23 protein-coding genes and 3 pseudogenes are annotated in these 20,249 nt (G+C 53.3%); 13 read left to right on the top strand and 13 right to left on the bottom strand.

Translation table 11 applies throughout. From position 1 onward, the window contains the following. Positions 1-46: 46 nt before the first annotated feature. From BFV64_RS26190 to merT, 8 genes and pseudogenes are all read right to left on the bottom strand, one after another. Positions 47-250 carry a DUF3330 domain-containing protein gene (locus BFV64_RS26190; RefSeq protein WP_223998187.1) on the bottom strand — a complete coding sequence of 68 codons (204 nt, stop codon included), beginning with the start codon at positions 248-250 and terminating at the stop codon, positions 47-49. Positions 251-313: 63 nt separating this feature from the next. Then, positions 314-997 (bottom strand): annotated as a pseudogene (locus BFV64_RS17535) (putative bifunctional diguanylate cyclase/phosphodiesterase); the annotation flags it as partial. 35 nt (positions 998-1,032) lie between these two features. Then, on the bottom strand, positions 1,033-1,269 hold the full coding sequence (merE, locus tag BFV64_RS17530) for a broad-spectrum mercury transporter MerE (RefSeq protein ID WP_021138754.1): 237 nt from the start codon (positions 1,267-1,269) through the stop codon (positions 1,033-1,035). Next, positions 1,266-1,631 carry a mercury resistance co-regulator MerD gene (gene merD / locus BFV64_RS17525; RefSeq protein ID WP_021138753.1) on the bottom strand — a complete coding sequence of 122 codons (366 nt, stop codon included), beginning with the start codon at positions 1,629-1,631 and terminating at the stop codon, positions 1,266-1,268. Before merD ends, merE begins: the two co-directional genes overlap by 4 nt. 17 nt (positions 1,632-1,648) lie before the next feature. Further along, positions 1,649-3,334, bottom strand: coding sequence for a mercury(II) reductase (gene merA / locus BFV64_RS17520; RefSeq protein ID WP_069602318.1), 1,686 nt, complete (start codon positions 3,332-3,334; stop codon positions 1,649-1,651). A 39-nt stretch (positions 3,335-3,373) separates the two neighbouring features. Continuing rightward, on the bottom strand, positions 3,374-3,796 hold the full coding sequence (gene merC, locus BFV64_RS17515; RefSeq protein ID WP_024552205.1) for an organomercurial transporter MerC: 423 nt from the start codon (positions 3,794-3,796) through the stop codon (positions 3,374-3,376). 27 nt (positions 3,797-3,823) lie between these two features. Next, complete coding sequence (gene merP, locus BFV64_RS17510) at positions 3,824-4,099, bottom strand: mercury resistance system periplasmic binding protein MerP (RefSeq protein WP_024552204.1); 276 nt, start codon at positions 4,097-4,099, stop codon at positions 3,824-3,826. Between the two features lie 12 nt (positions 4,100-4,111). Beyond that, the gene (merT, locus tag BFV64_RS17505; RefSeq protein WP_024552203.1) at positions 4,112-4,462 is read right to left on the bottom strand and encodes a mercuric ion transporter MerT; all 351 of its coding nucleotides are present in this window, start codon (positions 4,460-4,462) and stop codon (positions 4,112-4,114) included. A gap of 71 nt (positions 4,463-4,533) precedes the next feature. Between merT and merR the strand changes: the two genes are divergently transcribed. Further along, complete coding sequence (gene merR / locus BFV64_RS17500) at positions 4,534-4,968, top strand: mercury resistance transcriptional regulator MerR (protein WP_024552202.1); 435 nt, start codon at positions 4,534-4,536, stop codon at positions 4,966-4,968. A 78-nt stretch (positions 4,969-5,046) separates the two neighbouring features. After that, complete coding sequence (locus BFV64_RS17495) at positions 5,047-6,051, top strand: IS110-like element IS5075 family transposase (protein WP_000427614.1); 1,005 nt, start codon at positions 5,047-5,049, stop codon at positions 6,049-6,051. A gap of 277 nt (positions 6,052-6,328) precedes the next feature. Here the strand turns inward: BFV64_RS17495 and BFV64_RS17490 are convergent. Beyond that, positions 6,329-6,925: pseudogene (locus BFV64_RS17490) on the bottom strand (DUF4158 domain-containing protein); the annotation flags it as partial. Between the two features lie 159 nt (positions 6,926-7,084). Between BFV64_RS17490 and BFV64_RS17485 the strand changes: the two are divergent. From BFV64_RS17485 to BFV64_RS17470, 4 genes are all read left to right on the top strand, one after another. Next, positions 7,085-7,669 (top strand): recombinase family protein, encoded by a 585-nt coding sequence (locus BFV64_RS17485; protein ID WP_012695450.1) that lies wholly within the window; start codon positions 7,085-7,087, stop codon positions 7,667-7,669. A 184-nt stretch (positions 7,670-7,853) separates the two neighbouring features. Continuing rightward, the gene (locus tag BFV64_RS17480; RefSeq protein WP_000108589.1) at positions 7,854-8,411 is read left to right on the top strand and encodes an OsmC family protein; all 558 of its coding nucleotides are present in this window, start codon (positions 7,854-7,856) and stop codon (positions 8,409-8,411) included. Between the two features lie 141 nt (positions 8,412-8,552). After that, positions 8,553-9,134: a TetR/AcrR family transcriptional regulator gene (locus BFV64_RS17475; protein WP_020277920.1), complete on the top strand. Its 582-nt coding sequence runs from the start codon at positions 8,553-8,555 to the stop codon at positions 9,132-9,134. Between the two features lie 4 nt (positions 9,135-9,138). Continuing rightward, positions 9,139-9,477, top strand: a complete 339-nt coding sequence (locus BFV64_RS17470) for a carboxymuconolactone decarboxylase family protein (RefSeq protein ID WP_000888080.1) — start codon at positions 9,139-9,141, stop codon at positions 9,475-9,477. 29 nt (positions 9,478-9,506) lie between these two features. Here the strand turns inward: BFV64_RS17470 and BFV64_RS17465 are convergent, their stop codons facing one another. Beyond that, the gene (locus BFV64_RS17465; RefSeq protein ID WP_002431133.1) at positions 9,507-9,836 is read right to left on the bottom strand and encodes a thioredoxin family protein; all 330 of its coding nucleotides are present in this window, start codon (positions 9,834-9,836) and stop codon (positions 9,507-9,509) included. Positions 9,837-10,049: 213 nt separating this feature from the next. Here BFV64_RS17465 and BFV64_RS17460 point away from each other — a divergent pair, with 213 nt between their 5' ends. From BFV64_RS17460 to BFV64_RS17450, 3 genes are all read left to right on the top strand, one after another. Continuing rightward, positions 10,050-11,156, top strand: a complete 1,107-nt coding sequence (locus tag BFV64_RS17460; RefSeq protein WP_006687059.1) for an alkene reductase — start codon at positions 10,050-10,052, stop codon at positions 11,154-11,156. 65 nt (positions 11,157-11,221) lie between these two features. After that, positions 11,222-11,923 carry a DsbA family oxidoreductase gene (locus BFV64_RS17455; protein WP_020277918.1) on the top strand — a complete coding sequence of 234 codons (702 nt, stop codon included), beginning with the start codon at positions 11,222-11,224 and terminating at the stop codon, positions 11,921-11,923. Positions 11,924-11,988: 65 nt separating this feature from the next. Next, on the top strand, positions 11,989-12,762 hold the full coding sequence (locus tag BFV64_RS17450; RefSeq protein ID WP_004729618.1) for an SDR family NAD(P)-dependent oxidoreductase: 774 nt from the start codon (positions 11,989-11,991) through the stop codon (positions 12,760-12,762). Between the two features lie 185 nt (positions 12,763-12,947). Here BFV64_RS17450 and BFV64_RS17445 read toward each other — a convergent pair whose 3' ends face one another. Continuing rightward, on the bottom strand, positions 12,948-14,171 hold the full coding sequence (locus BFV64_RS17445; protein ID WP_023287190.1) for a MalY/PatB family protein: 1,224 nt from the start codon (positions 14,169-14,171) through the stop codon (positions 12,948-12,950). A 133-nt stretch (positions 14,172-14,304) separates the two neighbouring features. Then, on the bottom strand, positions 14,305-15,174 hold the full coding sequence (locus BFV64_RS17440; protein ID WP_001567390.1) for a DMT family transporter: 870 nt from the start codon (positions 15,172-15,174) through the stop codon (positions 14,305-14,307). A gap of 240 nt (positions 15,175-15,414) precedes the next feature. Between BFV64_RS17440 and BFV64_RS17435 the strand changes: the two genes are divergently transcribed. The 4 genes and pseudogenes from BFV64_RS17435 to BFV64_RS17425 all read left to right on the top strand — a co-directional run bounded on the left by BFV64_RS17435 (position 15,415) and on the right by BFV64_RS17425 (position 18,831). After that, positions 15,415-16,167: an alpha/beta hydrolase family protein gene (locus tag BFV64_RS17435; protein WP_004729622.1), complete on the top strand. Its 753-nt coding sequence runs from the start codon at positions 15,415-15,417 to the stop codon at positions 16,165-16,167. Positions 16,168-16,193: 26 nt separating this feature from the next. Next, positions 16,194-16,507 (top strand): annotated as a pseudogene (locus BFV64_RS26075) (Tn3 family transposase); the annotation flags it as partial. Positions 16,508-16,606: 99 nt separating this feature from the next. Beyond that, complete coding sequence (locus BFV64_RS17430; RefSeq protein ID WP_000427614.1) at positions 16,607-17,611, top strand: IS110-like element IS5075 family transposase; 1,005 nt, start codon at positions 16,607-16,609, stop codon at positions 17,609-17,611. A gap of 522 nt (positions 17,612-18,133) precedes the next feature. Then, positions 18,134-18,831, top strand: a protein-coding gene (locus BFV64_RS17425) for an IS1-like element IS1B family transposase (RefSeq protein WP_095033700.1) whose coding sequence is annotated in 2 segments (ribosomal slippage) — positions 18,134-18,383 and positions 18,383-18,831 — 699 coding nt in all. Because the reading frame shifts where the segments join, the coding sequence is not laid out codon by codon here. 124 nt (positions 18,832-18,955) lie between these two features. On the opposite strand, the gene BFV64_RS17420 is transcribed toward BFV64_RS17425, so the two are convergent. Beyond that, a complete protein-coding gene (locus BFV64_RS17420; RefSeq protein WP_047064190.1) occupies positions 18,956-20,185 on the bottom strand; it encodes an EAL and HDOD domain-containing protein in 1,230 nt (409 codons plus the stop codon). Positions 20,186-20,249 lie beyond the last annotated feature (64 nt).

The raw sequence follows: 20,249 nt of genomic DNA, 5'->3' as shown, positions 1-20,249 counted from the left end.
ACTGGTGCAGTCGTCTTCTGAAAATAACATCAGGTTAGGGTATGCCTCAATCTGACGGCGGCGAACCGCAAGCGTTCAGTTCGGCGCTCGTTTCGGTCGCGTTGCTTGCCCGCGCCTGGAAGCGTTGATAACACTCCAGCCCGCAGAAGCGCTCGACGTACTCCGCACCTTCCGGTGTGAAGGCGGCGTCGAGCGGGATTTCCTTGCAGCACACGCAGCAACTGGTGGCAGTCGGATCATTTGCATTCATGGTGGCACCCCTCCATTGACTGACAAAGGCGGCGAATGCCGCCGCCGGCACTGGCTTGGCGAACAGGAAGCCTTGCCCCGTATCGCACTCCGCTTGCCGCAACAGCGCGAGACTGGTCGGCGTTTCCACGCCCTCGGCCACCACGTCCATTCCCAGCCCGTGCGCAAGCTGAATCACGGTGTGCACGATGGTCCGGTCGCGGTGGTCGTCGGCGAGTCCGGCGACGAAGGACTGGTCGATCTTGAGCTTAGTAATCGGGCAGCACTTCAGGTGTTGCAGACAGGAATACCCCGTCCCGAAGTCATCGGCAGCGAAGCGCACACCGATCTGTCGCAAGGCTTCCAGGGCTGGGAAGATCGCCGGATTGCCGAACGCGACCGATTCGGTCAGCTCAATTTCCAGATACTCGGCAGGCAACTCGGCGTCAGCCAGCACGCCCTTTACCCACCCGTCGAAATCCGGTCCTACCTGGCTCGCCGAAACATTGACGGCGAGCCGGAACGGTTGCCATGCCAGCATCCGCCATTCGCGCATCTGGCGGCAGGCGGTGCCCAGCACCCAAGCGCCGATTTCAGGCATCAAGCCGGACGATTCGACCACGGGCAGGAACTGGCCCGGCGGCAAAAGTCCGAGCTGCGGATGACGCCAGCGCAACAGGGCTTCCGCACCGACAATCTGGTCACTGCGCAAATCGACAATCGGCTGGTAGTGCAGCTCAAACTGCCCGCGCACAACCGCCTGCGCCAATTCGGTCGCCGTCCATCTGGCGGGCAGTGATGTGCTCACGATCTTTCCTTGAAGACCCGCAACAGCCGCGTCACGGACAGGACAAACAAGCCGGTCAGCGTGATGGCTGCAATACCCCAATGCTCCCCGATGAACGCGCCGGCCGTCGTCCCCGCGAGCACCACAGCGAGAATCGGCAAATGGCAGGGACAGGTGAGCACGGCCAACGCGCCCCACAGGTAGCCGGTGAACGGCTTGTGTGTCTCGGTCGGCAAGCGCTCGGGGCTGTTCATGGCAGACTCTCCGCATGCTGTACCAGCTCGGTCGGCATGGTGGCCAACTGCACCTCCAGATCGGCCAATGCTTCGCGCCGACGTTCGACGAACTGGCGCAGCACGGCAAGCTGCGCGGCCGCTTCGTCGCCGTCCGCGGTATCCAACGCCCGGCACAGCCGCGCCAGCGCGTCGAGACCGATACCCGCTTCGAAAGCAGCCCGCACGAAGCACAGCCGTTGCAAGGCCGCATCGTCGAACAGGCCGTAGCCGCCAGGGGTGCACGCCACCGGCCGCAGCAGTCCGCGCAGCAGGTAGTCGCGCACGATGTGCACGCTCACCCCGGCATTAAGGGCCAGCCGGGACACCGTGTAGGCGTTCATCGAACACCTCCTTTTTCTCACCCGGCGCAGCAGGAAAGCTGCTTCACATCCTTGTTAAAGGTCTGCGCCGCGAGCTTCAGTCCCTCGACCATCGTCAGATAGGGGAACAACTGGTCGGCCAGTTCCTGCACGGTCATCCGGTTACGGATGGCGAGTACCGCCGTCTGGATCAGTTCGCCGGCTTCCGGCGCGACCGCCTGTACGCCGATGAGCCGTCCACTACCTTCCTCGATGACCAGCTTGATGAAGCCGCGTGTGTCGAAGTTGGCGAGCGCACGCGGCACGTTGTCCAAGGTCAAGGTGCGACTGTCGGTCTCGATCCCGTCGTGCTGGGCCTCTGCCTCGCTGTAGCCCACGGTGGCGACTTGCGGATCGGTGAACACCACGGCAGGCATGGCGGCAAGGTTAAGCGCCGCGTCACCGCCCGTCATGTTGATCGCCGCACGGGTGCCGGCCGCTGCCGCCACATAGACGAACTGAGGCTGGTCGGTGCAGTCGCCGGCCGCGTAGATGTCCGGCGTGCTGGTCCGCATGCCGACGTCGATGACGATAGCGCCTTGCAGGTTGAGCGCGACACCTGCCGCGTCCAGCGCCAGGCTGCGCGTGTTGGGCGAGCGACCGGTGGCGACCAGCAGTTTGTCGGCGCGCAGCTCGCCGTGCGCCGTGGTGAGCACGAATTCGCCGCCCTCGTGCGCGACCTGGCTGGCCTGGGTGTGCTCCAGCACCTCGATCCCTTCGGCGCGGAACGCCACCGTGATTGCCTCACCGATGGCCGGGTCTTCGCGGAAGAACAGGGTGCTGCGTGCAAGAATCGTTACTTTGCTGCCCAGTCGGGCGAACGCCTGCGCCAGTTCCAGCGCTACCACCGACGAACCAATCACGGCCAGCCGCTCAGGAATGGTGTCGCTGACCAGTGCTTCGGTGGAAGTCCAGTACGGCGTGTCCTTCAGGCCGGGAATCGGCGGCACGGCCGGACTCGCGCCGGTGGCAATCAGGCAACGGTCGAACGCCAGCACACGTTCGCCACCACCGTTGAGTTGCACGGTCAGGCTGTGCGCGTCCTTGAAACGGGCTTCGCCGTGCAGCACGGAGATGGCGGGATTGTCATCCAGGATGCCTTCGTATTTGGCGTGGCGCAGTTCGTCGACGCGCGCCTGCTGCTGGGCCAGCAACCGCTCGCGCAAGATCGTCGGCGGTGTGGGCGGCATGCCGCCATCGAACGGGCTTTCTCGGCGCAAGTGGGCGATGTGCGCGGCGCGGATCATGATCTTGGACGGCACGCAGCCGACATTGACGCAGGTGCCGCCGATGGTGCCGCGCTCGATCAAGGTGACGTGCGCGCCTTGCTCGACGGCTTTCAGCGCCGCCGCCATCGCCGCGCCACCGCTGCCGATAACGGCAATATGCAATCCGCCACCGTCACCACCAGCCTTGTCGCCGCTACCTAGCCATTCGCGCATCTTTCCGAGCAAGCCACCGCCCACCGGAGGCACGGGCGCGTCGGCGAGCGTGGCCCGATAACCGAGTCCGGCCACGGCGGCAGTCAACGCGTCCGGCGATATGCCGGCCTCGACGGCGAGTTTGGCGCTGCCCTTCGTATAGGAGACATCCGCCGACTGCACGCCGGGAACTTTCTCCAGGGCTTCCTTGACGTGCGTCGCACACGAGTCACAGGTCATGCCGGTGATTTTGAGGGTGGTCATTCATCGTTCCTTTTCTGTGTTGGCCGCTGGCTCACGCAGTCAGTCGTGTTTCGCGGGGAGTTCGCAGCCATCCGGGCCGCAGCGGCGATTTACCGGCGAAACCAAGTCCCAGATCGACACGCCGATCATCAGGGCTAGGCCGGTGTATACGAGGCGTGCTGTCCACCAGTTGCCAAGCAGCCAGACGGTTCCGGCGAACACGATGGCTGGCCCGATCATGCCGAGCAGGCTGCGGTGCCATTGCCGATGACTCAGCCAGCCCAGTGCATTCGCCAGCAAAGCCACGACGGCGAACAGCGGTAACAGCGTGGAGATAAACAACCCTTCGTATTCCTGTAGAAAGCTCAGCCCGATGGCCGCGCCCAAGCTGGCGAGGGCCGGGAAGCAGGCGGCGCAGCCCATCGCTGAAACAACGCTGCCGAGCGCGCCAGCCTTGTCGGCAATGCGTGTGATCATCCCCATGATCGCCCTAGGCTCTGGTTCAGTGGCTCACTGCTTGACGCTGGAGGGATAGCCCGCGTCTCCGGTTGCCTTGGTCAGCTTCTGCACGCTGGTCTTGGCATCATCGAAGGTGACCACCGCTTCGCGTGTCTCGAAGGTCACGTCAACTTTGCTGACGCCTTCGACCTTGGAAATCGCCTTCTTGACGGTAATCGGACAGGCAGAGCAGGTCATGCCCGGTACGGACAGTGTGACGGTCTGGGTAGCGGCCCACACGGGGGCAACAACGGCGGCGAGGGCGAGGGAGGCAAACAGTTTCTTCATGGTGAACTCCGATCAGTAGAAAAATGGCATGACATAGGGAAATCCGAGCGCGACCAGAACCAGCACGGCCACGACCCAGAAAATGAGCTTGTAAGTCGCTCGCACTTGGGGAATCGCGCAGACCTCACCCGGTCTACAGGCTTGCGCAGGGCGGTAGATGCGCCGCCAGGCGAAGAACAAGGCTACCAACGCTGCGCCGATGAAAATCGGGCGATAGGGCTCCAGCACGGTCAGGTTGCCGATCCATGCCCCGCTGAATCCCAAGGCGACCAAGACCAGCGGCCCGAGGCAGCAGGTCGAGGCGAGGATGGCGGCCAGTCCGCCAGCGAAGAGCGCGCCGCGCCCGTTTTGTGGTTCAGACATGCGCTTGTCCTTTCGAATTTGAATTGGATAGCGTAACCTTACTTCCGTACTCATGTACGGAGTCAAGTGATATGGAAAACAATTTGGAGAGCCTGACCATTGGCGCTTTTGCCAAGGCGGCCGGGGTCAACGTGGAGACGATCCGGTTCTATCAGCGCAAGGGCCTGCTGCCGGAACCGGACAAGCCTTACGGCAGCATTCGCCGCTATGGCGCGGCGGATGTGACGCGGGTGCGATTCGTGAAATCGGCCCAGCGGCTGGGCTTCAGCCTGGATGAAATCGCCGAGCTGTTGCGGCTCGATGATGGCACCCACTGCGAGGAAGCCAGCAGCCTGGCCGAGCACAAGCTTCAGGACGTGCGCGAAAAGATGGCCGACCTGGCGCGCATGGAAACCGTGCTGTCTGAACTGGTGTGCGCCTGCCATGCGCGGAAGGGGAATGTTTCCTGCCCGCTGATCGCGTCGCTACAGGGCGGAACAAGCCTGGCAGGGTCGGCTATGCCTTAGCGTGCTTTATTTAATGAGATGGTCACTCCCTCCTTCCCAGTACTATGCTGAGGACAGGCTTTCATTCGGAGAACCATCATGGAAAACATTGCGCTTATTGGTATCGATCTGGGTAAGAACTCTTTCCATATTCATTGTCAGGATCATCGTGGGAAGGCCGTTTACCGTAAAAAATTCACCCGACCAAAGCTAATCGAATTTCTGGCGACATGCCCGGCAACAACCATCGCGATGGAAGCCTGTGGCGGTTCTCACTTTATGGCACGCAAGCTGGCAGAGTTAGGGCATTTTCCAAAGCTGATATCACCGCAATTTGTCCGCCCATTCGTTAAAAGCAACAAAAATGACTTCGTTGATGCTGAAGCTATCTGTGAAGCAGCATCACGTCCATCTATGCGTTTCGTGCAGCCCAGAACCGAATCTCAGCAGGCAATGCGAGCTCTGCATCGTGTCCGTGAATCCCTGGTTCAGGATAAGGTGAAAACAACTAATCAGATGCATGCTTTTCTGCTGGAATTTGGTATCAGCGTTCCGCGAGGTGCTGCCGTTATTAGTCGACTGAGTACCCTTCTTGAGGACAGTAGTTTGCCTCTTTATCTCAGCCAGTTACTGCTGAAATTACAACAGCATTATCACTATCTTGTTGAGCAGATTAAAGATCTGGAATCTCAGTTGAAACGAAAGTTGGACGAAGATGAGGTTGGACAGCGCTTGCTGAGTATTCCCTGCGTTGGAACGCTGACTGCCAGTACTATTTCAACTGAGATTGGCGACGGGAAGCAGTACGCCAGCAGCCGTGACTTTGCGGCGGCAACAGGGCTGGTACCCCGACAGTACAGCACGGGAGGTCGGACGACATTGTTAGGGATTAGCAAGCGGGGCAACAAAAAGATCCGAACTTTGTTGGTTCAGTGTGCCAGGGTATTCATACAAAAACTGGAACACCAGTCTGGCAAGTTGGCCGACTGGGTCAGGGAGTTGTTGTGTCGGAAAAGCAACTTTGTCGTCACCTGTGCTCTGGCAAACAAGCTGGCCAGAATAGCCTGGGCACTGACGGCGCGACAGCAAACTTACGAAGCATAAAGGCAGAAATACACCAGTTTAAACAATCATTCATCTGGTTTTGCGAATACTGATATTGATGATACTAACGGCCCACCGGCCTGTTGAGGAACCTGTAAAACGGAAAGGCTCATTGAAGCCGTATATTTTCTGGAGGTTCATCAGGCGCGGAACTCATCGAGGCGCGGGAATAAAATCCCATTCAGACGCCGGATAGATTCAAGCAAGCCAACTTGTCGTCAAAATCGGTGTTGCAAAAACGGGAGTGACCATAGATTCCGTTTTCTGAGACGACCCCTGATATGAGCAGGCTGTCGAGTGCTGATTTATGCTGCTTTTCCAGTTGCGCGGTAAGTGTCGAAAATACCGATCTGTTAGCGAGCGTGACGACTTCGGCAAGCGTCCGTTCGATCACTTCAACAGAAGGGAAAATAACATTATTGTTATGTAGCCAGCTGAGCATTTCTTCCGCCAGCATAAATCCTTTGTCAGTTCGCATGGCATAGGGGTGCAGATGACGGATACAGTCTTTTTGCATTGACCGGCTGAACGGGGATAGTTCCAGGTAGCGATAAAGTTCGGTCAGATGTTCCCAGCGGGTTTGCTCTCTGGATGCATATTCCGGCCATAAATCAGGCTGAAGTTTCAGTCGGGAAGCAACCCTGGATACAACGCCATTGTGAGGAGCACTGCTTTTGTCCGGAATAAATCCAGGTCCACGCAGATAACAGAGTAATACAGCAAAGCCCAGGCGATTCGCTGGCCTTCGGTGCTTATTAATGAGCGCAATATCCGGTTCGTTCAGAAAACACATTCGGGTCAGAATAATTTCATCATCTGGTATAACCAGTAAGCGTTCCTGCTCTTCGCTGCTCAGTATCTGTCGCCGTGGCATAAATGCCTCCCTCGCGTATAGTTTTCATCTGTTATTTGTTCGCTGTGACCGAAACCGGTCGGTTTCGTACACCACTTACAGCACATGTCCGAAACTTAGTGAAATTAATTTCGGACACACGTTATAATTCGGACATCCATTTCGTACGGAAAGTTTCCCATGTCACGTGTTTTTGCCTACTGCAGGGTCTCAACTCTGGAACAGACCACAGAAAACCAGCGTCGTGAAATTGAAGCGGCGGGTTTTGCCATCAGATCCCAACGACTTATTGAGGAGCATATCAGTGGCTCGGTTGCTGCCAGCGAACGCCCCGGATTTATCCGGTTGCTAGATCGCATGGAAAATGGGGATGTACTGATTGTCACCAAACTTGACCGTCTGGGTCGTAATGCGATGGATATCCGAAAAACAGTAGAGCAACTGGCGGCTTTAGATATTCGCGTTCATTGTCTCGCACTCGGAGGCGTTGACTTGACCAGTCCGGCCGGAAAAATGACTATGCAGGTAATTTCTGCTGTAGCGGAGTTTGAGCGGGATTTGCTGCTTGAGCGAACGTATTCAGGTATTGCGAGGGCAAAAGCGGCTGGAAAACGCTTCGGTCGCCCCCCCATCCTGAGCGAGGAACAAAAGCAAACAGTGACAGAGCGCCTAAATGCTGGCATCAGTATCAGTGCTATTGCCCGGGAATTTAATACCACCCGCCAGACTATCCTTCGGGTAAAGGCTGGATTGCTGCAAGAGTGAGCGGCTGGGAAGATTATAAAAAAATCAAATGGTTATTATGAAATAAAACAGCCTGCTGGGTTCTTTTCCCCCTATTTTTTATAAAAGAGTAGACAAAAGAGGTTCGCGACACTAATCTACCAACTAGATGATTGGTGCTGGTTACACCAGCTATACCTTTTATCAAGAAATTACAGGAGCCATTATGTCTACTACCGTTAAACCTTCTGCAGACGCAGCTGCGATCCACAATACCCGTGAAGCAGTTCGCAGCCAGCCTGGCCTGGGTAACCTGACTTTCCAGATGAAAGCCCGTTCCAGCGGCGGATTAACCGTTCGCACAGAGACCGGCGCCACAATCCAAAACGGCGTTATCGATACCAGCCGTGTGGGGAAATTTTCTAATATCGGTGATGAACCCGCAGGTTTACTCGGCACCGATACCGGCATGAGCCCGACTGAATACATCATGCAGGCGCTGGCTGGCTGTTATACCGCCACCCTTACCATGATGGCTGCTGAAAAAGGGATCGACCTGGACGGTATCGAGCTGGATCTTAATTTCGATATCAACCTCAACGGCTTCCTTGGGCTGGACAGCAACGTGCGTAAAGGTGCGAAATCTATTCGCGTCGATGTTCACCTTACGAGCAAGACCGCCAGTCGCGAGGAGTTAGAAGCGCTGGTCAGCGAAATGCAAAAGAATTCGCCAATCCACGATACTCTGGCTAATCCGGTTGAAATGATTACACGCCTGGCGTGATGTCAGAGATGTAATGCTGCCATTCAGAATGCAGGATGGCAGTGACGTTCAGCTCTGCACGATACTGAGTCAGTGATACAACTTGCTACGGAAAAATAGCAACAATATAATCTATCAACTAGTAGATTATATGGAGTAATTATGACAACCATGACACGGGAACGGCTGCTCAGCGAAGCAGAACACCTGATGCGCGAAAAAGGGTATTCAGTATTCAGCTATGCTGATTTATCAAAAATAGTGGGTATCACCAAGGCCAGTATTCATCACCATTTCCCGACCAAAGATATTCTGGGTGAGCAGGTGGTAATACAGGCGTTCTCTGATACACAACGCGTATTTGAGCAGATAGAGGCGACTGAGAAAAGCGCGGAGAGAAGAATTGCGGCTTACATCGATATCTTCGCGCAAAGCCATAAAGCTTCGCTACTGCCACTGTGTTGTGCGTTGTCAGCAGAGACCGCCAATCTGCCTCAGGCAATTACTGTACAGACATCACTTTATTTCGATATGCAAATCGAGTGGCTCACAAAAGTCGTCAGGGCGGGCATGGAGTCAGGTGAGTTTTCATCCCATGCCGAACCATCAGATATTGCTTTGATGATCATTAATGTCTGTGAAGGCTCAAGCGTAGTGGCGCATGCAACGGCCAGACCCGAAGTCTTCGCCAACAGCCTTAAGTATATAAAACTGCTTCTTAATACCCCTCATTCAGGAGAATGACACTATGCTGGACTGGAACAACTATCGCTCAGAGTTAATGCAACGTTTAGGCGAGTTGGGCAAACTGACCCCCGAGACCATGAAAGGCGTGGTTGCCCTGGGCAACGCAGGTAACAAAACTGACCTTTTGGGCGCAAAAGTGCGTGAACTCATTGCCCTGGCGTGCGCAGTCACAACCCGCTGCGACGGCTGTATTGCTTTTCACGCCGACGCCGCTGTGAAAGCCGGTGCAACCGACGCTGAAATTGCTGAAGCGCTGGGCGTGGCGATTAACCTCAACGCTGGCGCGGCGGTCATTTATTCAGCCCGCACTCTGGATGCCGTCGGTCAGGCACGCGGTTAAGCATTAATAAATTCCACGTTAAAAGGGCATTACTGCCCTTTTTTTATGTCCGCAATAGCCTGAGCATATACCGATGCAGGTTTCACACCCGGTATGCGTTTAACTAATTGCCCTTCATGAAATATCAGCACAGACGGCAGCCCCCAGATCTCGTATTTGGTTGTCAGCACCGGCGCCTGATCTACATTGACTTTCCCCACCTGAATATCTCTATCGAGCCGGTCTGCAAACTGACTGAACATTTCTTCGCTGGCCTGACAGGGCGGACACCAGGGTGCAGAGAAACGTACCACCGATATTCCTTTGTACTGCTCTATCTGGCGGAAATTATCTTCGTTATAAGCTGTTAATGTACGCATGGTGATGACCTCGCAAAATGAGTGACAATTCAGGAATGGCTGCGTTATGACAAAAAAATACGACACACCCATTGACCTACCTACTAGATGGTTGGTATATTGCCACCCATCAGATGTTTATGCAACTCCAGTGCGCGACGTCCAGTCGATGATACTGCCGGGCTGTGCAAATCCCTGCCGGGATACTCCTTTTTGTTTTTTGTGAGGTATACGATGAGTAAGCTTTTCACCCCCTACAATCTGTCTGGCCTGGCGTTAAAAAACCGTGTAGTCATGGCACCGATGACCCGCACCCGCACCATGAATGACGTGCCGGATGAGGTCGTGGCTTTGTACTATGCACAGCGTGCTTCTGCTGGCCTGCTCATCACCGAAGGGATGCCGGTTTCAGAAGAAGGCCGGGGTTACCTTTATACCCCTGGTATCTACAACGACGAACACGTCCAGGGCTGGCGTAAAGTGACACAAGCGGTTCACGCCAAAGGTGGCCGTATTTTCGCGCAGCTCTGGCACGTCGGCCGTATGTCTCACGTCTCTCTTCAGCCAGGCCACATAGCGCCGGTTTCAGCGGGCACCGTTCAGGCGGTCAATACCACCGTTTTTGCGCTGACCGAATCCGGAGAACCGGGCCCGGTTGTACCAAGCCAGCCACGCGCGCTGGAAACGCATGAAGTTAAACGCATCACTGCAGACTTCGTGCACTCCGCACGCCTGGCGATGGAAGCCGGCTTTGACGGCGTGGAAATCATGGCGGCAAACGGATTCATCTTTGACCAGTTCCTCAGTAGCGAACTGAACACCCGCACCGACGAATACGGCGGCTCGGTGGAAAATCGTCAGCGTTTCCTGCTGGAGACCATTGACGCCGTGGCGGAAGCCGTGGGTAACAGCCACGTTGCCGTGCGCCTGTCACCGTTCGGCCGCATTTATGACCTCGCGCCGTATGAAGGTGAAGAGCAAACCTGGTCAGCCATCACCGACGCGCTCGGTCAGCGGGAACTGGCCTACGTACACCTTTACTATCAGCCGGTGTACACCAAAGCGCCACTTCCGGAAGGCTTCCGCCGCCGTTTTCGCAACACGTTTAAAGGCACCATCATCGCTGCCGGCGGTTTTACCCGTGATATCGCAGAGCAGGCTCTGGAAGATGATGAGCTGGATCTGGTGGCATTTGGTGTGCCCTACATCGCTAACCCGGATCTGGTTGAAAGAATGCAAAACGGCTGGCCACTGGCAGAAAGTGACCGCGCCACCTACTACGGCGTCAGTGGTTCCCCGGAAAAAGGCTATACCGATTACCCGGTCTGGCAGGCGCAATAAATCCCATACGGTCGCGGTTCTCTGATAAGTGAGAACCGACCGCCCAACGTCTTTGAGGAATCATTATGCAAACGCTGAAACCCACCCTTACCATCGATATCTGGTCAGATTTGGTCTGCCCGTGGTGCTGGATTGCTAAAAAAAGATTTGAACAGGGTCTGAATCGCTTTGAATTTCGCGACCAGGTGGTGATCCGCCATCACAGCTACCGTCTGGCCGGTGGTACTCCCGCGATGCCTTTTAAGGATGCCATCGTTAAAAAGCTGGGCAGTCAGCATTCAGCGGAGCTGATGATGAATCAGGTGGGCACCGCCGGTAAATCTGAAGGTCTGATCTACAACTTCGACGGCATGATGTTTGGTGATACAGAAGATGCACACACCCTGCTGGTTGCCGCGCGTAAGGCCGGAATTGCGGACACGGTGGAAGAACGTTTTTATCATGGCAGTATCACCGAAGGTCGCTCTCTCTTTGACCGTCAGCAGCTCGTTGCCATGGCCGTAGAAGCCGGTATGCCGAAAGCTGACGCTGAAGCCGCCCTGGAAAATGACGATTTTCGCGCCACCGTTTCCGACGATGAAGCCCACGCACAGTCTATTGGCCTCAGCGGCGTTCCGGTTTTTGTGATGAACGAAAAATATGCCATCAGCGGGGCTCAGGCAGCAGATAACTTTTTGAATGCCCTGCGTCAGGTCTGGGATGAACAGCAAACCGAATTTTCAGCCACTGCGGGTCAGACCTGCGGAACGGATGGCTGCAGTATTTAATCCGTCAACCGCCGGCAGTTTCACGCTGCCGGCAACGTCTTACCCACCAGTAATGGAGTCAGAAAATGAACACTTTTTTCAAAGGTAAAAAACTGCTCGTCGTCGGCGGTACCAGCGGCATGGGCCTGGCCGTGGCACGCATGGTACTGGAAGCGGGCGGCAGTGTCGTGCTGACCGGGAATAAAAAAGACAAAGCCGAAGCGGTGCAAAAAGAACTGAGCCCTCTGGGACCGGTTGCGGTCATCGCGGCGAACCTGATGACCGAAGAAGGTATGGAAACTATCCGTCAGGAAATTAATGCTCACCATCGCGATATCAGCCTGATGGTGAATGCCGCCGGTATCTTCATGCCCAAAGGATTTACCGAGCACAGCTTTGCCGATTATGACATGTATCTTTCGCTGAACCGAGCCACGTTCTTTATTACACAGGATGTCGTGAAGAACATGCTCGCCGCGAAGCTCGAAGGGTCTATCGTCAACGTCGGTTCGATTGGTGCTCAGGCTGCACTGGGTGACTCGCCGGCCTCGGCCTATTCAATGGCAAAAGCGGGTCTGCATGCCCTGACGCGTAATCTGGCGATTGAGCTGGCCAGCGCGGGTATTCGTGTCAACGCGGTGTCTCCCGGGATTGTTCATACGCCGATATACGAAGGCTTCATGGACAAAGCGGATATCGCAGATGCTATGAAGTCGCTGAACGATTTCCACCCGCTGGGACGCGTCGGAACTGCCGAAGATGTGGCAAACACTATTCTCTTCCTGTTGTCTGACAAAACCTCATGGGTGACGGGCGCTATCTGGGATGTCGATGCGGGCATCATGGCGGTCAGACGATAACCCCGTGACGCTGGCATAAGCCGCCCCTTAAGGGCGGCATTTTTTTGTCGCCAGACATGTCATCAGCAGGCTTCACTAAGAATATTCACGACCTGTTCATCCGTGCCTTTTGTGTTCCCGGCACAGGGTGTTATGCCGGGTTCTGACGACATCCTGACAGGACAAAACGGCCAGAGAGAAAGGGGTTATACACGATGAGGAGCCGGTATCCGCAGTACCTGTGAAATTCTTTTCATCCCTGCTGTCAGCATACTCCGTGGGCAGGCCAGATTTAACCGGATATATCCGTCCCCATTGTCGACAAACAGCAAGCCCCCTTCAAGAAGGACCCCTGACTCCCGGGCAAAATACAGCGATAAATCCTCACCTGCGGTGTCGGGCAGGTAGCGGCTAATATCTATCCAGGCCAGATATGTCCCTTCGGGGATCGAGAACCTGGTTTCGGGTAAATAGCTTTTGAGATAGTCGTGCAGGTACTGGAAATTGCCGTCAATATATTCCCTCAGATGGACAAGCCAGTCATCACATTCACTCCACGCCGCTTTGTTTGCTGCCAGGCTCAGTGGAGAGATGAACTCGTCGTGTCTGAGACGCCACTCGCTTCTGACACCGGGATCCGGAATAATGATATTTGCCAACAAATTCCCGGCCAGATTGAATGTTTTACTCGAGGACATGCAGGTAATAATGCGTGTAGAATCAGGGAAAAGAGAGGCGGCCGGTGTATGACCGATACCGCTTCGGGACAGGTCGCAGTGAATTTCGTCAGATATCACCCAGATGTCATTGGCCAGGCAAATTTCAATAATCCGCTTAAGTTCATCAGGCCGCCAGACTCGTCCGGTCGGGTTATGCGGATTACACAGGAAAAGAATTTTCACACGTAAATCGGCCTGACTGGCTTTGCGTGCAAAGTCTTCCCAGTCAGGTTCCCAGCCGCCTGCTGATTTTTTTAACGCCGAGTACACCACGCGACGCTGACTGTATTCACCCGCCTTTTTAAACGGGCCATATGAAGGCGTCATAATAAGAATACTGTCATCCATGTCGGTCAGAAGCGGGACGAGACGGTTCAGCGCGGGAATAATGCCCGGAGACAGCACAATGTCTTCCGTTTTGAAACGGTGACCATATTGTCGCTCACACCAGCTGCCAAAGATCTCATAGTATTCTTCGTCGTAGATTTTAGTGTAGCCGAGTATTTTTCTATCCAGACGGTCTCTGATGGCCTGAAGAATCGGCTCTGGTGTGGCAAAAGCCATGTCAGCAACCCAGAGGTTGATTAGCCCTTCTGCCGGATACCGCATTGCAAATTCGGACTGTCCCGAAAACAGGTATTCCCGCCAGCCGTCCACGGTGAGACTGTCTGTTTTCTCTCTGCTTACGTACTCATCAAAATCATATTTCATTTCATAAACCTGCCTTAGGTGTAGTCAGAAACGTCGACCTCAGTATTACTGTCAGTCTGATGCCGGAGCGGGAAAACTGGCTCGTGTGATTAACATAAGAGAATCATCACAACTGCATGAATTAATTGCGTTATTAAGGTTCTCTCGCCTTTGTCATCGACTGACGGGGGGATTTCTCGCGTGTCACCATCACAATGCCAGTCAGCACCGCCAGGGCAGAAAATATCGTTCTGACCGTCAGTGATTCATCCAGGAATACCACACCCCCTAGCATTGCCAGACAGGGAACGCTGAGCTGAAGGGTACTGGCGGTGATAGAGCCGAGAGAGGGTAAAAGGGTATACCACAATACATATGCACCGGCTGAGGCGGCGGCACCGGACAGCAATGACAAAGCAATGCCCGCAGCATCATAGTGACCCTGCTTCATAAACAGCAACGAAAGAGCGAGAGCCATCGGCGTGGCGAGTACAAAATTTGCCGCCGTTGAAGCCCCGGCCGCCTGGCCCGCCCTCCCCCTGACGGAATAGGCGGCCCAGGCTAATCCGGCAACGATCATCATAAGTGCACTGTAAAGCGGCGGTGCCTTCGCCCCGGGTAACAGCAGGGCAGCAATTCCTGCCAGAGCAATAACTAAACCGCAAGCCCGCATAACGGAGAGTGATTCCCCTTTAAATAATCCGTGGATCACCATCGCAAACTGTACGGCACCAAAAAGTAACAGCGCACCTGCCCCGGTATCGAGATGGATATAGGCGACAGAGAAGAGCACTGCGTACACCATGAGGTAAAATCCGCTCAGCGGACGCCACAGCGATAATGTAGTTTTTGCGTGATAAAACAAGAAAGGTGACAGGACGAGTGCACCACTGGCCAGCCTGAGGCTGCTGAATGAAAGGGGATCAATGTGGCCTCCCTGCAGGGCCAGACGGCACAGAATAGAGTTTGCAGCAAACGCCAGCATTGCCAGGGATATTTTAAGAATGAGCGCGCAATTGGCCATTCAGTGAGACCTCATAAAATTCTTGTAAACTACCATCTAGTTGGTAGCATAGCGTAAGTGATCACCGAACAGGAAGCAATAATCAGCTTTCAAACTGGAAGGTGAGGACAGGCATTCGGAATGAATTCTGTTTCACATCCCCAGTAGAGGAAGGAAAACGCGTAATGCCAGATGCAGAGCAGAAGATTATTTTTCCCTGCGATCAAACATATGAAATCAGTTTAAGACCTGGAATATCCTATGAAAAAACTAAAATTTACGTTCAAAAATGCGGCTGGTGAAGAACTGGCCGGATTGCTTGAACTTCCTGAAAATCCTAAAGCGTTTGCGCTGTTAGCTCATTGTTTTACGTGTGGCAAAGACCTCAAAGGCGCGGCGCGTATTGCGCGGAAACTGACAGAGAATGCTATCGCCGTTCTCCGGTTTGATTTTACTGGTCTGGGAAACAGCGAAGGGGATTTTTCCAACACCAACTTCTCATCCAATATTTCGGACCTGCTTTGCGCGGTAGATTATCTCCGCCGACAGTACGAAGCGCCTTCTTTGCTCATCGGCCATAGCCTGGGGGGATCGGCCATTCTGTCTATTGCCGGCGAAGTTCCTGAGGCAAAGGCCGTTGTCACCATAGGATCACCCGGAGAACTGACACACGTAAAACGTCTTTTTAAGGATGATGTTGAAAACATTAACCAGCATGGAGCCTATCCCGTTGAGCTGGCCGGGCGGGTATTTACCTTAAAGAAACAGATGCTGGACAATATTCAGGAACACAAAATCGCTCATAAGGTGTTCGCCATGAACAAGCCTCTGCTTATTTTTCATGCGACTGAAGATGATACTGTGTTAATTGAGCAGGCCGAAAAAATATTCAAAGCAGCAAAGCATCCCAAGAGTTTCATTTCGTTGGGTAAGGCGGATCACCTTCTGACTCATGCTCAGGATGCTGAATACGTTGCCGATATCATTATATCGTGGAGCGAATGTTACCTATAAACAGAGTAAATGCGTTCAAACTCGTAGCGCAGAGGGCGATTTTCTGCAGAGATCGGACGCTGTTTATGCTGGACTGATTTTGCGATAAAGGCTTAGGCCGATGCATACAGGCGGGGCTGAATAAGGGTGAGGCCCTTGGGCGAGCATCCTTCATGCACCGGCTGAATGAAATCAGGGATCTGGGGGTGGGAGGATCAGCGTTACCACGCCACCGGCGCTGACACTACATACGGCGGCGATAACACTCTGGAATACGGTTTATATAGAAAGAACCATTGAGCCGCTTAAGCAAAAAGGAGTCCCTGTTAATGAACTGCTGGTCTCTCATCCTTCTCCACTGCTGTACAAAATATAGTCTTAGCGTGGGATAATTAATGAGATGGTCACTCCCTCCTTCCCAGTACTATGCTGAGGACAGGCTTTCATTCGGAGAACCATCATGGAAAACATTGCGCTTATTGGTATCGATCTGGGTAAGAACTCTTTCCATATTCATTGTCAGGATCATCGTGGGAAGGCCGTTTACCGTAAAAAATTCACCCGACCAAAGCTAATCGAATTTCTGGCGACATGCCCGGCAACAACCATCGCGATGGAAGCCTGTGGCGGTTCTCACTTTATGGCACGCAAGCTGGCAGAGTTAGGGCATTTTCCAAAGCTGATATCACCGCAATTTGTCCGCCCATTCGTTAAAAGCAACAAAAATGACTTCGTTGATGCTGAAGCTATCTGTGAAGCAGCATCACGTCCATCTATGCGTTTCGTGCAGCCCAGAACCGAATCTCAGCAGGCAATGCGAGCTCTGCATCGTGTCCGTGAATCCCTGGTTCAGGATAAGGTGAAAACAACTAATCAGATGCATGCTTTTCTGCTGGAATTTGGTATCAGCGTTCCGCGAGGTGCTGCCGTTATTAGTCGACTGAGTACCCTTCTTGAGGACAGTAGTTTGCCTCTTTATCTCAGCCAGTTACTGCTGAAATTACAACAGCATTATCACTATCTTGTTGAGCAGATTAAAGATCTGGAATCTCAGTTGAAACGAAAGTTGGACGAAGATGAGGTTGGACAGCGCTTGCTGAGTATTCCCTGCGTTGGAACGCTGACTGCCAGTACTATTTCAACTGAGATTGGCGACGGGAAGCAGTACGCCAGCAGCCGTGACTTTGCGGCGGCAACAGGGCTGGTACCCCGACAGTACAGCACGGGAGGTCGGACGACATTGTTAGGGATTAGCAAGCGGGGCAACAAAAAGATCCGAACTTTGTTGGTTCAGTGTGCCAGGGTATTCATACAAAAACTGGAACACCAGTCTGGCAAGTTGGCCGACTGGGTCAGGGAGTTGTTGTGTCGGAAAAGCAACTTTGTCGTCACCTGTGCTCTGGCAAACAAGCTGGCCAGAATAGCCTGGGCACTGACGGCGCGACAGCAAACTTACGAAGCATAAAGGCAGAAATACACCAGTTTAAACAATCATTCATCTGGTTTTGCGAATACTGATATTGATGATACTAACGGCCCACCGGCCTGTTGAGGAACCTGTAAAACGGAAAGGCTCATTGAAGCCGTATATTTTCTGGAGGTTCATCAGGCGCGGAACTCATCGAGGCGCGGGAATAAAATCCCATTCAGACGCCGGATAGATTCAAGCAAGCCAACTTGTCGTCAAAATCGGTGTTGCAAAAACGGGAGTGACCATAGATTCCGTTTTCTGAGACGACCCCTACTTTGTTGAAGCGCTGCCAGTTCATTTTCCCCATCTCTTAACGGGTGAGAGTCCATTGTCCTGAAATAGGCACAGCCCGCAGAGGCAGTATCGGCAGAAACGGATTTTTTCTCCAGAATTTTTTGAGCACTTTTTTTTGCTTTAGCTAGGGAAGGTGCGAATAAGGGCACTGTTGCAAAGTTAGCGATGAGGCAGCCTTTTGTCGGTGATGCTAGTGTATGATGGTGTTTTTGAGGTGCTCCAGTGGCTTCTGTTTCTATCAGCTGTCCCTCCTGTTCAGCTACTGACGGGGTGGTGCGTAACGGCAAAAGCACTGCCGGACATCAGCGCTATCTCTGCTCTCACTGCCGTAAAACATGGCAACTGCAGTTCACTTACACCGCTTCTCAACCCGGTACGCACCAGAAAATCATTGATATGGCCATGAATGGCGTTGGATGCCGGGCAACCGCCCGCATTATGGGCGTTGGCCTCAACACGATTTTCCGCCATTTAAAAAACTCAGGCCGCAGTCGGTAACCTCGCGCATACAGCCGGGCAGTGACGTCATCGTCTGCGCGGAAATGGACGAACAGTGGGGATACGTCGGGGCTAAATCGCGCCAGCGCTGGCTGTTTTACGCGTATGACAGGCTCCGGAAGACGGTTGTTGCGCACGTATTCGGTGAACGCACTATGGCGACGCTGGGGCGTCTTATGAGCCTGCTGTCACCCTTTGACGTGGTGATATGGATGACGGATGGCTGGCCGCTGTATGAATCCCGCCTGAAGGGAAAGCTGCACGTAATCAGCAAGCGATATACGCAGCGAATTGAGCGGCATAACCTGAATCTGAGGCAGCACCTGGCACGGCTGGGACGGAAGTCGCTGTCGTTCTCAAAATCGGTGGAGCTGCATGACAAAGTCATCGGGCATTATCTGAACATAAAACACTATCAATAAGTTGGAGTCATTACCGATAATAGTGTCTCGTTGTGTCTGGATAAGCGGATATAACGGCGTTCACCGGTATTTCTTTAATTAAAAAAATGATGTGTATGACTGATTTGTCTTGTGATAAATATCCTTAACAGACGGCGAGCTCGTCCGCCCATTTTGTTGCGGCCTGCATGGTTTCTATAACAGTGAACTCGCTGATATTGAGGGTATTACATATTTTCGCGGTTTCCTCCCAGTTAAGTTTCTCATAACATAACGACAGGGTCAGTATGTCAAAAAGTTCACCTTTATGTTCACAAAGCGCGGCAGTTACGTTTTGCGGGATTGAAATCTGTTTAATTAAATCGTCCATGGGGAGTTCAAGAATGACATCCAGCAATGAAAACAGACCGCATATAAATGCGTTATAGGATAATGAAACATTATTTATTTTTCCGGCAATTAATTCGCAGAATTTTCCGCGAACCATGCTCAGATGATAAAGTTCACTGATGCCGGAACGCCCCATATTTGAAAGGGCGGCCACCGCAACAAACCGCCGGAGTTCATTGCCCCCCAGATACATCAGCATTTCTTTCAGGGTAAGATTGTCCGCCTGAATTATGCCATGTGAGTTAAACAGCATGTTTCTGACGTAGCGCATGATTTTATATGACAGCGTCAGATCGGTTTTAAGCAGACGTTCGACCGCGGCAAAGTCCGGGTTTTCCCTGTTCACCTCCATCATCAGCCTGGAGAGTGGCAGGGGGTTCTGGGAAAGGCATTTATTTCTGAGGATTTCCGGGCGACTGAAGAAAAATCCCTGGAAAAGCGCGAAACCCGCCCGGCTGTAAAGCTCAAACTCGTCCCTTGTTTCCACTTTTTCAGCAAGGAATTTTATGCCCTGCAGAAGCTGACTTTTTCTGTGGATATATTGCCGGATATCTTCATAGTCATTGTCTCTGACATCAAATTTGATGACAGAAATATACTGCATAAAGCGGTCCCATTCATCATCCATCGTGAAATCATCGAGCGCAAGCTGGTAACCCCTGTCGTGCATATCCTTTACGGCACAGAAAAGCGCATCATCCGGGACTGCATTTTCCAGAATTTCGATGACCACTTTTTCATTCGGCAGCGTATCGCCCAGTCCGTTAATGATCATCTGGTGCGGCACATTAATAAAAGAACTGTGATTGTTGGCTATACGGGGAACAGGGATGCATAAAAACTGGTCAGAAATCATTCTGGACGTGGCGTATTCTGGTGAAACATCGGGAAAGGCATTGTTCATTCCGTCCCTGAAAAGCAGCTCATAAGCGACGGTCTGCATTTTTGTGTCAAAAATAGGCTGGCGTGCGATAAATGAATACATATTCCCGGTCCCCAGGTCAGCGTTATAATTTTTAGAAATGTAACCTTTCTATGGCACTGTTGCA

Source organism: Enterobacter kobei, from assembly GCF_001729765.1.
GTDB lineage: Bacteria > Pseudomonadota > Gammaproteobacteria > Enterobacterales > Enterobacteriaceae > Enterobacter > Enterobacter kobei.
This window is presented reverse-complemented; position numbering and strand designations above follow the sequence as displayed.

What these genes read in the sequence shown, in the direction of transcription:
- BFV64_RS26190 (WP_223998187.1), bottom strand. Translation starts at nt 250, where the DNA reads ATGAATGCAAATGATCCGACTGCCACCAGTTGCTGCGTGTGCTGCAAG.
- merE (WP_021138754.1), bottom strand. Translation starts at nt 1,269, where the DNA reads ATGAACAGCCCCGAGCGCTTGCCGACCGAGACACACAAGCCGTTCACC.
- merD (WP_021138753.1), bottom strand. Translation starts at nt 1,631, where the DNA reads ATGAACGCCTACACGGTGTCCCGGCTGGCCCTTAATGCCGGGGTGAGC.
- merA (WP_069602318.1), bottom strand. Translation starts at nt 3,334, where the DNA reads ATGACCACCCTCAAAATCACCGGCATGACCTGTGACTCGTGTGCGACG.
- merC (WP_024552205.1), bottom strand. Translation starts at nt 3,796, where the DNA reads ATGGGGATGATCACACGCATTGCCGACAAGGCTGGCGCGCTCGGCAGC.
- merP (WP_024552204.1), bottom strand. Translation starts at nt 4,099, where the DNA reads ATGAAGAAACTGTTTGCCTCCCTCGCCCTCGCCGCCGTTGTTGCCCCC.
- merT (WP_024552203.1), bottom strand. Translation starts at nt 4,462, where the DNA reads ATGTCTGAACCACAAAACGGGCGCGGCGCGCTCTTCGCTGGCGGACTG.
- merR (WP_024552202.1), top strand. Translation starts at nt 4,534, where the DNA reads ATGGAAAACAATTTGGAGAGCCTGACCATTGGCGCTTTTGCCAAGGCG.
- BFV64_RS17495 (WP_000427614.1), top strand. Translation starts at nt 5,047, where the DNA reads ATGGAAAACATTGCGCTTATTGGTATCGATCTGGGTAAGAACTCTTTC.
- BFV64_RS17485 (WP_012695450.1), top strand. Translation starts at nt 7,085, where the DNA reads ATGTCACGTGTTTTTGCCTACTGCAGGGTCTCAACTCTGGAACAGACC.
- BFV64_RS17480 (WP_000108589.1), top strand. Translation starts at nt 7,854, where the DNA reads ATGTCTACTACCGTTAAACCTTCTGCAGACGCAGCTGCGATCCACAAT.
- BFV64_RS17475 (WP_020277920.1), top strand. Translation starts at nt 8,553, where the DNA reads ATGACAACCATGACACGGGAACGGCTGCTCAGCGAAGCAGAACACCTG.
- BFV64_RS17470 (WP_000888080.1), top strand. Translation starts at nt 9,139, where the DNA reads ATGCTGGACTGGAACAACTATCGCTCAGAGTTAATGCAACGTTTAGGC.
- BFV64_RS17465 (WP_002431133.1), bottom strand. Translation starts at nt 9,836, where the DNA reads ATGCGTACATTAACAGCTTATAACGAAGATAATTTCCGCCAGATAGAG.
- BFV64_RS17460 (WP_006687059.1), top strand. Translation starts at nt 10,050, where the DNA reads ATGAGTAAGCTTTTCACCCCCTACAATCTGTCTGGCCTGGCGTTAAAA.
- BFV64_RS17455 (WP_020277918.1), top strand. Translation starts at nt 11,222, where the DNA reads ATGCAAACGCTGAAACCCACCCTTACCATCGATATCTGGTCAGATTTG.
- BFV64_RS17450 (WP_004729618.1), top strand. Translation starts at nt 11,989, where the DNA reads ATGAACACTTTTTTCAAAGGTAAAAAACTGCTCGTCGTCGGCGGTACC.
- BFV64_RS17445 (WP_023287190.1), bottom strand. Translation starts at nt 14,171, where the DNA reads ATGAAATATGATTTTGATGAGTACGTAAGCAGAGAGAAAACAGACAGT.
- BFV64_RS17440 (WP_001567390.1), bottom strand. Translation starts at nt 15,174, where the DNA reads ATGGCCAATTGCGCGCTCATTCTTAAAATATCCCTGGCAATGCTGGCG.
- BFV64_RS17435 (WP_004729622.1), top strand. Translation starts at nt 15,415, where the DNA reads ATGAAAAAACTAAAATTTACGTTCAAAAATGCGGCTGGTGAAGAACTG.
- BFV64_RS17430 (WP_000427614.1), top strand. Translation starts at nt 16,607, where the DNA reads ATGGAAAACATTGCGCTTATTGGTATCGATCTGGGTAAGAACTCTTTC.
- BFV64_RS17420 (WP_047064190.1), bottom strand. Translation starts at nt 20,185, where the DNA reads ATGTATTCATTTATCGCACGCCAGCCTATTTTTGACACAAAAATGCAG.